Here is a 14,278-nt window from a genome sequence, read left to right as displayed (position 1 = left end):
AAGCAGGCTTTAGTCCCTTTAACTTTTTCCGTAGGCGACTTTGAAGGCTCCCCAATCGATTTTCTCACCGTATGTCACCGTGAAGTTGACCAGCTCGTAATTCTCAGGCCTTCCTTCCGGCTTGTAGAAGATGAGGTGATAACCCGGCTCGACGTACCAGTAGAAGCCAGGGGTTATCACGAAGAGGTACTTTGGAATTACCAGCTTCCGCACACATTTCTCGCTCACAATGAACTTCTGCCCGTCCCAGAAGGCAACGTCCGCACACCAGCCGGGTGTTTGAATCTCCAGAAACACCGAGTTCCCGTAATCTTCACTGCTCTTGAGTATGAGGTGCTTCTGCATGTCAACCGAGTTCTTCCAGGTGTAGTTGCCGAGCGTGATGTTCTCAAGGAGGACTATCTGCCCTTTCGGCGCGGCGACGCCGTACGGCACGACTTTGTGGGTGAGGAGTGGATAGTAGACTACCTTGAAGATAAGAATCGCAAAAACGAGAGCCAGAAAGAGAACCTTGGCCCGAAATGCCGTCTCGTAGGATATCTTCATGCAACCACCTCATGACTTTCCGAGGGACACCTTGAATGCCCCCCAGTCCGTGCTTCCACCGTATGTTACGGTAAAGTTGACGGTCTCATAGTTCTGGACGGGGCTCTCCTTGTGGAAAACTATCACGTATCCCGTCTCAAGGTACCAGTAGAGTATCTCCTTGGCCTCGTGTGTCGGAACCCTCCTGAAGGCGTACTGGCTCAGCTGGACTTCCCTGGCGCAGTCGTATTTCTGCTGCCAGCCTTTCGAGGAGCCGCCCCATACCCAGAGGTCAATGCACCATCCTGGCGTCTGGACTTCCAGGGTGAGCGTGTCCCCCAAGTTGTCGTTGCCCTTCAGGACAAGGAGGTTGTTCTGGGACGTTGCCGGAACGGCGTTGGTGTAGTTCACCAAGCCGAGGGTAAAGTTCTGGGCAAGAACGATCTGCCCCTTGGGCGCCGCCACCCCCCACGGGTTGGTTTGATGGGTCAGGAGCGGGTAGTACACTATCATGAATATGGCGATTCCAAAGATGAGAGCCAATATGAGAACCTTAGCCCTGAAGCTTGTCTCATAGGATAGCTTTTTCTTCAAGCCCACTATGCTTCACCTCAGTACACGGTTGTACTCAGATGTTTAAAAGTTTTACTCAAAAGAAAAACTTTCCAACATCGGGGGCCGTTAAAGGACAGCAACTTGGAACAAAAAAGATCAGGTGTTCAGGTGGGCGTCAAACTCTTTACTCTCCCTGTAGTCAGCGTAACCCCTATCGAGCCTCTTGGCGACGTAGGGCCCGTTCTTCCGATAGCCGAACTTCCGGTAGTAGTTCCTGACTCCCACGCCGCTGATCACGAGCATCTTTTTGACGTCGAACTCCTCGCGAGCTATCCTCTCGGCCTCGGCGAGGAGCTCCCTTCCGTATCCCCTGTGCTGCCACTCGTACTTCGGCTTTCCGCCTATCGGCACGAGCGGGCCGTAAATGTGGAGCTCCCTGACTATGGCTGAAGGACAGCAGTTTATCTCCTTCCTGTGGGCCTTCTCGCTTGGAATTCTGAGGCGGAGGAAGCCAATAAGAATGTCGTTTTTGACGTCCTCAAAGCTGAGGAAGATTTCTCTTCCTCCCGCTGCCTCGTAGTCCTCACGGAGCAGTTTGATGTGCTCGATTTCGGGCTGAACCCCGAACTTCTCCATCATGTGGCCAACTTCCCTAAAGCGAATCTCCCTCGGTCTTATGCCGCGCTTAATCAGCTCATTGAAGACGAGCTGGCCGAGGTTGGAGTGCTTGACGCCATCAACGATGAGCTGAACGGGAATATCGCGCTGGATTCTCATCACCCTAACCCACTTCGGGAAAAGCTTGTATGCCTCAACTAGAAGCTCCACCGCTTCCTCCGTCCGGTAGGGTCTGTATTTGCTCTCCTTCCACCAGCGGTAGAGGGGGGCATCGGCGGTAACGAGCGTGGGATATATCTTCAGCATGTCAGGCCTAAAGCGGGCGTCCTCGAAAATCGCCCTGAAGGTGTAGAGGTCGCGCTCGAAGTTGCTTCCCGGAAGGCCCGGCATTATGTGGTAGTTGATTTTGAGACCGGCATCGCGGAGGAGCTGGGTTGCTCTGACTATCTCCTCAACGCCGTGCCCGCGCTTGGTTCTCTCGTGGATGAAGTTGAATATCGTCTGGACGCCGAGCTCAACGCGTGTCGTTCCGAGCTTCAGCATTCTGTCTATATGCCTCTCAAAGGCCCAGTCGGGGCGCGTTTCGATAGTAAGGCCTACCATCCTCACTCTGGCCCTCTCGTTCTTCCTCTGCTCGTCTTCAAGGTAGTAGTAGGGCTTTGCGTGTGTTTTCTGCCACGCCTCTCTAAAGGCGGGGTCTTCATTAAAGACGGACTCGTCTTTGTGAACTATCAGCCTGACGAGCTTCTCCTCAAGGTTTTCTATCTCCTTAAAATGGGGGAAGTCGTTCATTGCTTTGAAGGCACACTTGACGAACCACTCCTGGTAATCCAGATCAACCGCGGGAAAAGTTCCACCCTGGATTATGACCTCGACCTTATCCACGTCGTGGCCTATGTCAGTGAGCTGCTTAAGGCGACGCATCATGATAATGTACGGATGGTAGGCGCTCTGGACGGCTCTCAGGGCGGAAGGCTCCTTTCCCGTGTAGCTCTGGGGTGAGCCAGCGCTCGGCCCGCCGGGGCAGTAGATGCAGCGCCCGTGGGGGCAGGGAAAGGGCTTGGTCATCATGGCAACTATCGCGACGCCGCTTATCGTTCTCGTCGGCTTTCTCTTCAGCAGATCCCTAAACTCCTCGCGCCTCTCCTCGGGGATGGCTTTAAGGATATCAGAATTACCCGGAATCTTTGAGAGATGATACTTCCGCGAAACCTTAATCTTCCAGCGGTTGAGCTCCTCCCGGTTCTTAATCTCACCGTTCATGACAGCCCTCGCGAGCTCCTTAACCGCTTTCTCAAACTCACTATCCCCCATCCCAACACCTCTCGGCTCAAGTTGACGGGCGGTTTTAAAAGGGTTTGTGGGGCATATTCAGTTAGTGAATAATTCACCATAGTGAATATGGCCGGGTGATAACTATGAACCGCGATGACCTCGTTGCTTTCCTCAACGAGTACCTCAACATCCTCGCCTATCCCGACAAGTCCAGCAACGGCCTCCAGGTGGAGGGAAAGGAAGAAGTTGAGAGGGTGGCCTTTGCCGTGGATACGACGCTGAAGACCATAAGGCGCGCCGCCAAAGGCGGAGCCGACATGCTGATAGTCCACCACGGCATGATATGGGGCGGTCTGGGCTACATCACCGGGGTGCACTACAGACGCCTGAAAGCCATCATGGACGCTGGTATGAACCTCTACGCCGCCCACCTGCCCCTGGATGCGCACCCGGAGATCGGCAACAACGTTGAACTGCTCAGGCTCCTCGATCTGGAGCCGAAGGGCCCCCTCGGCGAGTACAAAGGCATCCCCGTCGGCTTCTGGGGTGAGTTCGAGGAGCCGCAACCGATAGAGAAGGTCGCCCAGGTAATAGCCGAAAAGCTTGATACAACCGTTAAAACCTATGAGTTCGAAAAAAGGAAGATTAAGACCGTTGGAGCCGTCAGCGGGGCCGGAGCCTTCGCCCTGGAGGAGGCCTGGAAGAAGGGAATAGACCTCCTCATAACCGGCGAGTTCACCCACGCGGACTACCTAACCGCCCTCGACCTGCCGCAGAGTGTTCTGGTTGCGGGCCACTATAAGACGGAGACGCTGGGAGTAAAAGCCCTGATGGGGCTTTTGAAGGAGAAGTTCGGGCTGGACGTTTTCTTTATAGACGAGCCAACCGGGCTCTGAGCTTCTCCAAGACTTCTTTTTCCTTCAGAATTCTGAGGCTAAGCCCGAGCTCTCCAGCATAACCGAGAATCCAGCCAGGGTTCGGGTTGAAGTTTGAAACCACCCACAGCTCCGGAAACCCGGCCCTGTGGGCCTTGACGACGTCGTAGAGGAGCCTCTGGGGAAACCACTTGAATGAGGCCTCAAGCTCTATCGCGAGTAGCCTTTCCCCGCCGTTAAGGATAGCTATATCAATACGCGTCCCGTCGGGGGTTCTGTATTCGGGGACGGCTTTGAGGCCGAGTTCCCTGGAAAGCTCCAGAACCTGCCTCTTGAGAGTTTTGACCTTGATTTCGATCACCAAAGAAAAGTTAAGGAATCAGCCGAGGCGCTTCTTCACCTCGGCTATAGCTTCCTCAGCCTTGAGCGGGTTCTTTATCCTGCCCTGGGCGAGCTCCTTCCTTCCGCCGCCACCGCCGCCTGCAACGCTCGTTATCACCTTCGCCAGCTCGCCGGCCTTGAGGTCGAGGCCGTTTCCGACGGCGACGACGAAGTGGCCTTCCCTGCTGATGAGAATCACAACGCGCTTCTCCTTCCTGAGCTTGTTGGCTGCCTCGCGGAGGTCGTCCATGGTGCCCTCGACTATCGCCCCGATGAACTCAACCTCACCGACCTTCTCGACCTCGCTCTCGAGCTCGTAGACGAGGAGCTTCGCCAGCTCCTTCCTCAGCTTCTCGACCTCCTTCTTTGCCGCCTTCCACTCATTGAAGAACCTCTCAGCTGTTTCGGGCACCTTCTCCGGCGGGACGCGGAAGACCTCGCTCGTCCTCTTCAGTATCCTCTCGGTCTCCTGCATCCAGTTGATTGCCGCCTCTCCAGCGGCGAAGATTATGCGTTCAACGCCGTCTTGTATCCTCTCGGTTCTCAGGATCTTTATTGGGCCTATTAGGCCGGTGTTCGGCAGGTGGGTTCCACCACAGGCCTGGACGTCCCAGTCCTCTATCCTGAGCACCCTGATGACCCTTCCCGGAACGACTCCACCCTGGTAGAGGCGGAAGCCATACTTCATCTCGGCTTCAGTCCTCGGGAGCCACTCCCACCTGACGGGCCTGTTCTCCATCACAACCCTGTTGGCGAGCCTCTCTATCTCCCTGAGTTCCTCCTCACTTATGCGTTTGTAGTGGGAGATATCCAAGCGGGCCCAGTCGGTGCTGAGCTGGCTTCCAGCTTGCCAGACGTGCTTTCCGAGAACCCTGACGAGGGCGCCCATAAGCACATGGGTTCCGGTGTGGTGGCGCATGTGCTGGATCCTCCGATCCCAGTCAAGCCTTCCGTGGACGGTCATGCCCTCCTTGAAGGCCTCGGGCTTCTCCACCTTGTGGAGGATTACCTTTCCGACCTTCTGGACGTTGGTTACCCTCACTTCTTCGTCCCCAGCGGTGAGCACACCGGTGTCGTAGGGCTGGCCTCCACCCTCGGGGTAGAATGCGGTGGCATCCAGAACGACCCAGTCCTCAATGACCTTGAGCACCTTGGCATCGAACTCCTTCATGAAGGGATCCTCGTAGTAGAGCGTCCTTGTATCAGGTAAATTCTTGACGAGCTCGAAGTCGACGACGTACTCGGCGGCCGCCTTCTTCTCCTGCTTCTCCGCCTCCTTCGCGACTAGGGTGTAGAAGTTGTCCGGAATCTCGACCTTTACACCCTCCTTTTCGGCGACCTCGGCGACTATCTCCGGGGTAAGCCCGTGGCTCTCGTAGAAGAGTATGAGCCTTTCGAGCGGTATCTCCTCCTTTCCTGCCTTCTTGAGCTTCGCTATCTCACGCCTGACGAGGTCGCTGCCGCGCTTGAGGGTCTCACGGTAGCGCTTTTCCTCGACATTGATTATGTCGAGGATTACATCTTCCATCTCCTTGAACTCCGGGAAGGTCGGGGAGAGCTCCTTTATGTGCATGGCAATGATCTCAGCGAGCGGCATCTCAAGCCCAAGCTCGCGGAGGTGCCTTATGCTCTTCCTTATGAGGAGCCTGGCCAAATAGCCGGCTTTAACGTTGGAGGGGATTACACCGTCGGCGAGCATGAAGGTTAAAGCTTTCGTGTGGTCGGCTATCGCGTAGATGAGCTCATACGGCCTAACGGCCCTTTCAAGCTCCTCGACGCTTATGCCGACGCGCTTAGCCACCTCCTGACGGAGAACCTTAAGGTCTCCCATGTCCTCGATGTCGAACATTCCGGCAAGGCGGGAGTTCTCCATGAGGATGCGCTCGTCTATCTTCTCTATTCCAGCGAGCTTCTTGAGAGGCTCGACAACGTAGCCGAGAACCGCATCATAGGCCGTCGGGGTCCCCTGGCTCATCCAGACGAGCCTCTCAAGGCCGTAGCCGGTGTCAACTACTCTCGTCTCCATCGGCACGTAGCGGTCGCCCTTTATCTCGACGACCTGGCTCGGGTCGGCGTTTTCCGGAGCCTTCTTGTACTGCATGAAAACGAGGGTTGCAACCTCCAGACCGCGGTAGAGCACCTCGAAGGCAGGTCCGGCGTTTCCGCCGCCAGCCCAGGGGTTCTCCTTGAAGGTTATGTCCTCGGCCTTCATGCCCAGCTCTTTGGTGAAGAACTCGAAAGCGAGCTCAACCGTCTCGTCCATCCAGTATATCGGCTTGCCGGGGTAGTTGAAGGCGTGGTGGGCCATCATCTCGAATATCGTGAAGTGCCTGCCGGTGATTCCGACGTTGTCTATGTCGGTGAACCTTATTGACGGCTGGCTTATGGTGAGCGGGTTCGCCGGCGGGTCGGCCTCGCCGCTTATGACCCACGGCTGGAAGTCCATTATGCTTGCTCCCACGAGGAGGACGTCGTCTCTCCAGCGCGGCAGAACAGGGAAGCGCTTTACCCTCCCGTGGCCGTGCCTCTCGAAGAACCCAAGGAAGGCCTCGCGCATCTCTTCGAGGGTGTACTTCTTAGGTATGCCTGGCTTTCCGATGAAAGAGTACTCGTCGCACGGCGGGTCGCCGCAGGTCTCCCTGTCCGGATCGAGCGTCCAGAAGGGCTTGCCGCACACTTTACACGTCTTCCTTATCCACCCCTCTTCTTTAAACATCTCAGTGGTCATGTCCATGCTCATGAGCATCACCCCTTAAGTTGAAGTAGAAAACGAAGTTGGGCTATTAAGGTTTTCCTCACTCCCTCGAATCCAGACTGAGATCAATCTCAACGTCCTCAAAAAGCTCCTCATCAATGATAACGAGGGGAACTTTCAGGGACTTCATGAGGTCGAGGAGGGCTTTCTCCCTCTTCTCCATGAGCTCGAGCTTGTGCCTCAGGTTCGCGTTCTCTATGGCGAGGCTGTTGGCCTCGTCCACCTTCAGCCGGAGCCGCATCTTGAGCTCGTTTATCTGCTCCTCCAGCTCGACTATCGAGCGCTTCAGCCTCTCAATCTCCTGAAGGTATTCCCCACAGAGGCGGTCCTTTATCATACCGGTCAGCCCCGCGAAACCTCCTCACCAATCAGGGGGCTCCAGACTCATCATCCCCTAAAGCATTTAACTCCTAATGTCATAACGGTTTCGGTGGTGGCATGTTCGAGGGGTTAAAACGAGCCTACAGACTCTGGCGCTCCCGCTGTCCCTTCGTGCGGAGGCTTGAGGAGTGGAGAATGAGAAGAAAGGCAAGGGAGTTTAGGGTGGAGGTGAAAAAGTAGTCAACCCCTCAACATCCCGGCGAGGACCTCTACAACCTTTTCCTTTTCCATTGTCCTTTGCTCACCGCTCTCCATGTCCCTTATTGTTACTTTGCCCTCCGCGAGGTCCTTCTTGCCGACGAGGACGACGTAGGGGACGCCCAGCCTTCCGGCGTAGTCCAAAGCCTTCCTCAGCTTCCTTCCGGTCAGCTCGTAGTCGGCCTTAACTCCAGCCCTTCTGAGGGAGGAGGCTATCTCGATGGCAGCCTTTTTGAGCTCCGGCTCCTTTCCAATCGGAATCACGTAGACATCGGGCCTTAGCTTGGGCTCCGGAATGAGGCCCTTCCACTCAAGGATCGGAATCAGCCTCTCAATACCTATGGCGAAGCCCGTCGCCGGAGTTGGCTTACCTCCGAAGACCTCGATGAGGTTGTCGTAGCGACCGCCGCCGCCTATCGAGCCTATACCGAGGTCATTGGGCGCTATGGCCTCGAAGACTATGCTCGTGTAGTAGTCAAAGCCCCGCGCTATGCCGAGGTCTATCCTTACCCACTCCGAAACGCCGTAGGCGTCGAGAAGGTCAACCAGCTCGTAGAGCCTTTTGATTTCTGCCTTTGCCTCTTCACTCGTAAAGAGTTCCTCCGCCTTTGGAAGAACCTCGTCCGGCTCCCCCTTAATCTCGATCAGCGAGAGAACCTTCTCAATTCCCTCATCGTCAAGCCCAAAATCCCCCAGAGCAGCGATGAAGTCCTCGCGGCTCATCTTGTCCTTCTTGTCTATAAGCCTCATGAGCCCAACGTCGTCCTCAACGCCGAGCATCCTGGCGAACTCATCGAGAAGAACCCTGTCTCCAATGTTGACCGTGAAGTCCTCAAGGCCGGTGGCGAGATAGCTCTCAACGAAGAGGGCTATGACCTCCGCATCGGCCTCCACCTTGTCGCTTCCGAGAAGCTCAACGCCTGCTTGCCAGAATTCCCTATAGCGGCCGCTCTGCGGTTCTTCATACCTAAACATGTTGGCCATGTAGTACCACTTTATCGGCTTGGGCGCGTTCTGGAAGGAGTTGACAAAGAGACGGGCAACGCTCGAAGTCATGTCCGGACGAAGCGAGATGTTTCTGCCGCCCTTGTCGTCGAAGGCGTAGAGCTGTTCGACGACCTCCTCGCCGCTCCTCAGCTGGAAGAGGGCGGTATACTCAAAGGTCGGCGTGAGCACTTCATGAAAGTTATAGCGTTCGAAGACCTCGCGTATTCTCTCAAATACCCATCTCCTCTTGGCCATTTCCTCGGGGAGCAAATCTCGCGTTCCTTTGACCCTCTCAAGCCTAACTTTCATCTTCAACCCTCCTTTTCCTGGGAAAAGCGGAAGAGGTTAAAAGTTTAGCCCAGGAGTTTTTGACGTTCCGCTAAGCCGCGGACGTCATGAGCAGGTATATTCCAACGACGCCCTGCACCATCATCTGTGCTCCAATCGCCATCGTGAACATACCGATTATCCTTATGAAGACACCAAGGGTCGTCTTGCTGACGTTCTTGATGACGTAGAGGGTTATGAACATTGTGAGTGCCGTAAAGATTATGGCCAAGAATATCGCCGCGGCCGCGTGGTAGAGGCCCTTCTCAGCGGTTAGGGTTATCGCGGTGGTTATTGCTGCCGGGCCGGCTATTAGGGGTGTCGCGACCGGAACGGCCGCCAGAGCCAGGATGTTTTTCTCCCTCTTGAGGGTGAGCATTCCGCCGCTCTCAAGGGCCTCCAAACCGATCTTGAAGAGCACGAAGCCGCCGGCAACGCGTAGGGCGTTTATGTCGATGTGGAAAATTTGCTGAAGGATTATCTGCCCGGAAACCGCGAAGAGGAACAGCAGGAGGAAGCCTATTAGATTCGCCCTCACGATGAGGGTTCTTATGTCCTCTATGTGGAAGTCCTCGCGGAGGAGGCTGACCAGGAGTATCTTGTCGCTCGGGTCTATCATGATGAGCATGAAGAGCGCCGAACTGAGTATCGAGAGCACCTCACTCATGTTCGCGACTGCGGCAAGGGATTTATAAAGCTATGCCCAACTATGTACGCGCAGAGCGATGACGAGACCGGCACTGGCTGAGCCGTGATGAGCACTCGGTTGGCCGAGCCTAAACTTTTGAGAAGGCGAACTTCAGGAGCGGCGGCGTTATCACCGTTGTGACGAAGACCATGAGGATCGCCACTGTGAGAGCGTCCGGCCCGATTAAGCCACTCGCCATCGCCACGGCAAGCATGGCCAGCTCGACACCAAGCCTGGGTATCATGCCTACGCCAATCTTGAATGAGGACTCCCAGTCGAAGCCGGCAAGCCTTGAACCGAGGCCGCAGCCTAAGACTTTGCTGAGAATCGCCGCGATGGTGTAAAGGACAGCGAAGAGGCCGGCATGGATTATGTAGCCCAGCTCTATCCTCATCCCAATCTCAACGAAGAAGAGCGGGATGAAAAGGGAGTAGCCGAGGACGTTCATGTGGTCGAGTACGGACTTTTTCTTGGCGCTCTGGCCTAGGGCGAGGCCCGTCAGATAGGCCCCGAGGATCGAGGCAAGGTTGAGGTGCTCCGCGAGGTATGCGAAGGCTATGAGGAAGACCAGGGCGAATGCAGTCTCTGCCTCGGGGAGGTCTATCCTGGAGATGAACCTGAAGACCCTGTCCGCGAGCTTCGGGCCGAAGAACAGGAAAAAGAAGAGCAGGAGGGAGACCGAGATGACAACCTCCGCGAGGGTTCCATAGTTGACTCCACCGCCCCGTATCATCGATATGGCTACCGTGAGGATCAGGATTCCGAGGACATCGTCCACAACGGCTGCGGCCAGGATCGTGGTTCCCTCGCGGGTGTTGAGCTTTCTCAGCTCCATGAGCACCTTGACCGTTATGCTGACGCTCGTCGGAGTCATCATGGCACCGTAGAGAACGGCCTCGTGAAGCGGTACGAAGAAGTAGGCGACGGAGAAGCCGAAGAGGAAGGCCACGAGAACGCCCAGACCGGCAACCACGACACTCTGCTTCCCAACGCGTTTGAACTCCTCGAGCTCGCTCTCAAGGCCCGCTATGAAGAGGAGGAGCAGGACTCCGAGGTTGGCGAACTGGCCAATAACAGGGTTGGTGTCGAAGAAGATGCCTATCAGGAGTCCCCCGAATATCTGGCCCAGGACGACCGGTTGGCCGAACCTCTCGAAGAGGTACCCAACCAGCTTCGCCGTTGCGAGCATCAGGGCAATGAGGACCAGTATCTCCATCCTACCGCCCCTACTCCCTTGAGAACGCCCACTTTAAGAGGAAGGGCGTCACGAGGGTTGTTATTATGACCATGCTGACCGGGATGGAGAAAAGCCCTCTGTCAAAGACCCCCTCTCTGAGGGCTATGTTGGCCATTATCAGGGCGACCTCCATCCTGGGAACCATGCCAACGCCTATCTGGAGCGCCTCAATAGGCCGGAACTTCATCACGATACCGCCGATTCCACAGCCGGCCATTTTGCTCACTATTGCGATGAGGGCGTAGACGACGGCGAAGAGACCTATGTGTGTCAGCACGTGTACGTCCGTCTCGACGCCTATGCTCACCAGGAACACCGGGATGAAAAGGGAGTAGCCTATGGTAAGGGTCTTGCCAGTAATTTCCCTGGCCTCCGCACTGCCTGCCACCAGAAGTCCGGCCAGGTAGGCCCCTGTTATCCCTGCGAGCTGGAACTGCTCGGCTATGTAGGCAAAGAAGAGCATTATGGCTATCGCAAAGGCCGTTATGGTCTCGGGAAGGTTTATCCTCTCCGACGCGCGGAGGGCCTCCTTCACCGCAGGACTGCCGAGCAGAAGGCCAAGAAAGAAGAAAAGAACCACCTCTCCCAGAATCAGGAAGACATCGCCCGGATAGACGCTCCCCTTGGTGTTTATAGCGACAAGGACAGTAAGGATTATGATGCCGAGGACGTCGTCGACGACCGCTGCGGCCAAAATCGTCGTACCCACCCTCGTGCGGAGCTTCTTCATCTCCATGAGGATGCTCGTGGTGAGCCCGACGCTGGTGGCGGTCAGGATGCCCCCCATGAAGAGCGCCTGGATGTTTGAATAGCCCCACGCAAGGGCCGCTATGTAGCCGAGAACAAAGGGTATCATGACCCCAAGGAGCGCGACTATAAGTGCCGAGACCCCAACGTTCTTGAACTCCTCTATGTCGGTCTCAAGGCCGGCAAGAAAGAGCAGCATCACGACACCGAGCTCGGCAACCAGCTTAACGCCCTCATCGTATGACACCAGGCCGAGAAGCGATGGACCGATGAGAATGCCGCCTATGAGCTGACCGAGCGCCGCTGGAAAGCCGAGGCGAACCGTGAGATAACCGAACAGCTTCGCAACCACTAGGATTAACGCCAGCTCCAGGAAGACGTCCATGATTATCATCTCGGGGTAGTTTTACCGTCACGCAGAGACTATGCGGATGAGGCGCATTATGTCCTTAACCTCAAGAAGGCCGTGAACCCTGCCCCCGTCGTCCACTACCGGGAGGTGGTGCTTCCCTGTTTCGAGCATTATCTTTATCGCCTTACCAAGGTTGTCGTTGAGATGAATGGTTATGGGCTTGCGGACCATTATGTCTCCCACGCGGGATGCGTGGCTTATGGAGTACTTCTTCAACAGGCCGATTCCGACTATGGAGTACCTCCTGGGGGGCTCAAAGAAATGGAGCAGATCCTTCATGGTGATGAACCCGAGGAGCCTTCCTTCATCATCCACGACGACGGCTGAGCTCTCCTCCCCCCTTAGATTCTGCACAAGCTTCGATAGGGGGTCGCTGGGGTGGAGGGTCAGGAAATCTGTGTCCATGACTATCCTGACGGGCACCTTGGATATGTAGCGGATGTTGTGGCTCATCTCCTCCTTCCTCTTGAGCTGGAAGAGCTTCCTCTTGCTGTGGATTATGTGTATCTTCTTGGCCTTCGCGGCCCTGGCCTTCTCTGAATTGGTCTTCTCCATACACCCCACGAATAAACATTAATGTGCAGATATGTTTAAAGCTTTCGGGGAGGTTTTTAACATATTTATGTCAATACTAGCCCACACACGGATTTGTTTAACCAAAAGTCTGCCAAAAACTTTTTAAGGAGACAACCATAGAAGTTGGCAAGGGAAATATGGTTTTTGAGAAAGGAAGCGGAAAGAAGTACGACGTTGTGATAATCGGAGCCGGTCCGGCAGGCCTTTTCGCGGCCTACGAGCTGGCGGAAAGGAGCGATTTTAGAGTTCTGGTGATAGACGAGGGCGGTGACATCGAGCAGAGAGTATGTCCCATGTACGAGCTCGGCTACTGCATTGGCTGCCAGCCCTGCCACATAATGAGCGGCGTTGGCGGTGCGGGAGGACTGAGCGACGGCACGATAAACCTCCGTCCGGACATAGGCGGCGACCTAAGGGAGCTCACAAACGACGAGAACTACGCCTGGCAGCTCGTCTGGGAGGTAGACAGGATTTTCCTACGCCATAAAGCGCCGAGGAATCTCTTCAAGGGCAACCCCGACCAGGTAAAGTACTGGGAGCAGAGGGCCGCTCAGGCCGGCGTTAAGTTCATTCCCATCATCCAAAGGCACATCGGCTCGGACAGAACGCCCGAAGTCATCGGTGACATAAAAAAGCACCTCGAGGGCAAAGGCGTTGAGTTCCTTCTCTGGACGAAAGCTCTGGAGTTCGGCCAGGGATGGGTGAAAGTCAGGCGCGGGAAGGACATCTTCACCATAAACACCCGTTATATTATCGTCGCCCCCGGAAGGGGAGGAGCGGACTGGTTCCACGACGTGGCCAAGAAGATAGGCCTCAAAGCGAAGCATGGACCCATCGATGTAGGCGTTCGTGTCGAGGTTCCTGCCATAGTGATGGAGCCCATAACAAGCATAAACCACGACCCCAAGTTTCACATCTATACGGACACCTACGACGACTTCGTGAGAACCTTCTGCACCAACCCAAACGGCTTCGTCGTCGAAGAGCGCTACGACGGCTACGTTGGAGTAAACGGACACTCCATGCACGAGAAGAAGAGCAACAACACCAACTTCGCCTTCCTCAGCAGGATTGAGCTGACCGAACCGGTTGAAGATACCACAGCTTACGGCAAGAGCATAGCCCAGCTGGCAACGACGATAGGCGGGGGCAAGCCCCTAATCCAGCGCCTCGGGGATCTCAGGAGAGGGAGGAGGAGCACCTGGGCGAGGATAAGGAGGAGCGACGTCGAGCCGACGCTCAAGAACGTAACTCCCGGAGACATAGCGATGGCCCTGCCTCACCGCGTCGTGACCAACATCATCGAAGGTTTAGAGAAGCTCGACAGGGTTCTGCCCGGTGTTGCGAGCGACCACACGCTGCTCTACGCACCGGAGATTAAGTACTACGCAATGAAGGTCGAGGTCGATGAGAACCTTGAGACGAGCATCGAGGGGATTTTCGCGGCTGGCGACGGCGCCGGGCTGAGCAGGGACATAGTGAACGCGGCCGCGACAGGGCTTCTCGCGGCGAGGGGAATACTCAAGAAAGAGGGACTATACACCGAGAAGGACTTCAGGGAACCGGGGAACTGGAAAGCGAAGGTTGAGGATATGGAGAGATAAATAAATTTGTTAAGCTCCTAAATAAAAAGGAGGTTGTAATTCTTTACTTTCACTTAAACTCGATTGTTTGGAACTTTTTAGGCTGTTTTAGGAGGTTTTGTTTAACAGAAAGGTTTTTATAGGACTGTTTAACTACT

14 protein-coding genes are annotated in these 14,278 nt (G+C 55.5%); 3 read left to right on the top strand and 11 right to left on the bottom strand.

Annotation, left to right across the window (positions count from 1 at the left end; all coding sequences use genetic code 11):
• Positions 1–18 precede the first annotated feature (18 nt).
• The 3 genes from E3E36_RS05415 to E3E36_RS05405 form a co-directional block, all read right to left on the bottom strand.
• Positions 19–546: a hypothetical protein gene (locus E3E36_RS05415; RefSeq protein WP_167894269.1), complete on the bottom strand. Its 528-nt coding sequence runs from the start codon at positions 544–546 to the stop codon at positions 19–21.
• Between the two features lie 9 nt (positions 547–555).
• A complete protein-coding gene (locus tag E3E36_RS05410) occupies positions 556–1,125 on the bottom strand; it encodes a hypothetical protein (RefSeq protein ID WP_342764379.1) in 570 nt (189 codons plus the stop codon).
• 111 nt (positions 1,126–1,236) lie between these two features.
• Positions 1,237–3,012 carry a tRNA uridine(34) 5-carboxymethylaminomethyl modification radical SAM/GNAT enzyme Elp3 gene (locus E3E36_RS05405; RefSeq protein ID WP_167894268.1) on the bottom strand — a complete coding sequence of 592 codons (1,776 nt, stop codon included), beginning with the start codon at positions 3,010–3,012 and terminating at the stop codon, positions 1,237–1,239.
• Between the two features lie 104 nt (positions 3,013–3,116).
• On the opposite strand from E3E36_RS05405, the gene E3E36_RS05400 reads away from it, so the two are divergent.
• Positions 3,117–3,869: a Nif3-like dinuclear metal center hexameric protein gene (locus tag E3E36_RS05400; protein WP_167894267.1), complete on the top strand. Its 753-nt coding sequence runs from the start codon at positions 3,117–3,119 to the stop codon at positions 3,867–3,869.
• On the opposite strand, the gene E3E36_RS05395 is transcribed toward E3E36_RS05400, so the two are convergent.
• The 3 genes from E3E36_RS05395 to E3E36_RS05385 are packed head-to-tail and all read right to left on the bottom strand — an operon-like array spanning position 3,844 to position 7,321.
• On the bottom strand, positions 3,844–4,209 hold the full coding sequence (locus tag E3E36_RS05395) for a hypothetical protein (RefSeq protein WP_167894266.1): 366 nt from the start codon (positions 4,207–4,209) through the stop codon (positions 3,844–3,846). The genes E3E36_RS05400 and E3E36_RS05395 overlap by 26 nt on opposite strands.
• An 18-nt stretch (positions 4,210–4,227) precedes the next feature.
• Positions 4,228–6,969: an alanine--tRNA ligase gene (gene alaS / locus E3E36_RS05390; protein ID WP_167894816.1), complete on the bottom strand. Its 2,742-nt coding sequence runs from the start codon at positions 6,967–6,969 to the stop codon at positions 4,228–4,230.
• A gap of 55 nt (positions 6,970–7,024) precedes the next feature.
• Positions 7,025–7,321 carry a hypothetical protein gene (locus E3E36_RS05385; RefSeq protein WP_167894265.1) on the bottom strand — a complete coding sequence of 99 codons (297 nt, stop codon included), beginning with the start codon at positions 7,319–7,321 and terminating at the stop codon, positions 7,025–7,027.
• A gap of 101 nt (positions 7,322–7,422) precedes the next feature.
• Here E3E36_RS05385 and E3E36_RS13275 point away from each other — a divergent pair, with 101 nt between their 5' ends.
• Positions 7,423–7,545 carry a hypothetical protein gene (locus E3E36_RS13275; protein ID WP_255452957.1) on the top strand — a complete coding sequence of 41 codons (123 nt, stop codon included), beginning with the start codon at positions 7,423–7,425 and terminating at the stop codon, positions 7,543–7,545.
• On the opposite strand, the gene hisS is transcribed toward E3E36_RS13275, so the two are convergent.
• The 5 genes from hisS to E3E36_RS05360 form a co-directional block, all read right to left on the bottom strand.
• A complete protein-coding gene (gene hisS, locus E3E36_RS05380) occupies positions 7,546–8,859 on the bottom strand; it encodes a histidine--tRNA ligase (RefSeq protein ID WP_167894815.1) in 1,314 nt (437 codons plus the stop codon).
• Between the two features lie 70 nt (positions 8,860–8,929).
• Complete coding sequence (locus E3E36_RS05375) at positions 8,930–9,544, bottom strand: MarC family protein (RefSeq protein ID WP_167894264.1); 615 nt, start codon at positions 9,542–9,544, stop codon at positions 8,930–8,932.
• A 109-nt stretch (positions 9,545–9,653) separates the two neighbouring features.
• Positions 9,654–10,781 (bottom strand): cation:proton antiporter, encoded by a 1,128-nt coding sequence (locus tag E3E36_RS05370; RefSeq protein ID WP_167894263.1) that lies wholly within the window; start codon positions 10,779–10,781, stop codon positions 9,654–9,656.
• A 10-nt stretch (positions 10,782–10,791) separates the two neighbouring features.
• Positions 10,792–11,934, bottom strand: coding sequence for a cation:proton antiporter (locus tag E3E36_RS05365; protein ID WP_167894262.1), 1,143 nt, complete (start codon positions 11,932–11,934; stop codon positions 10,792–10,794).
• Positions 11,935–11,961: 27 nt separating this feature from the next.
• On the bottom strand, positions 11,962–12,516 hold the full coding sequence (locus tag E3E36_RS05360) for an HPP family protein (RefSeq protein ID WP_167894814.1): 555 nt from the start codon (positions 12,514–12,516) through the stop codon (positions 11,962–11,964).
• Positions 12,517–12,674: 158 nt separating this feature from the next.
• Between E3E36_RS05360 and E3E36_RS05355 the strand changes: the two genes are divergently transcribed.
• A complete protein-coding gene (locus E3E36_RS05355; RefSeq protein WP_167894261.1) occupies positions 12,675–14,141 on the top strand; it encodes an NAD(P)/FAD-dependent oxidoreductase in 1,467 nt (488 codons plus the stop codon).
• The last annotated feature ends 137 nt before the right edge of the window (positions 14,142–14,278 follow it).

Origin of the sequence: Thermococcus sp. M36, assembly GCF_012027355.1 — an archaeon.
Taxonomy (GTDB): Archaea; Methanobacteriota_B; Thermococci; order Thermococcales; family Thermococcaceae; genus Thermococcus.
Note: the sequence above shows the minus strand (reverse complement) of the source record. Positions and strands in the feature narration are given on the sequence as shown.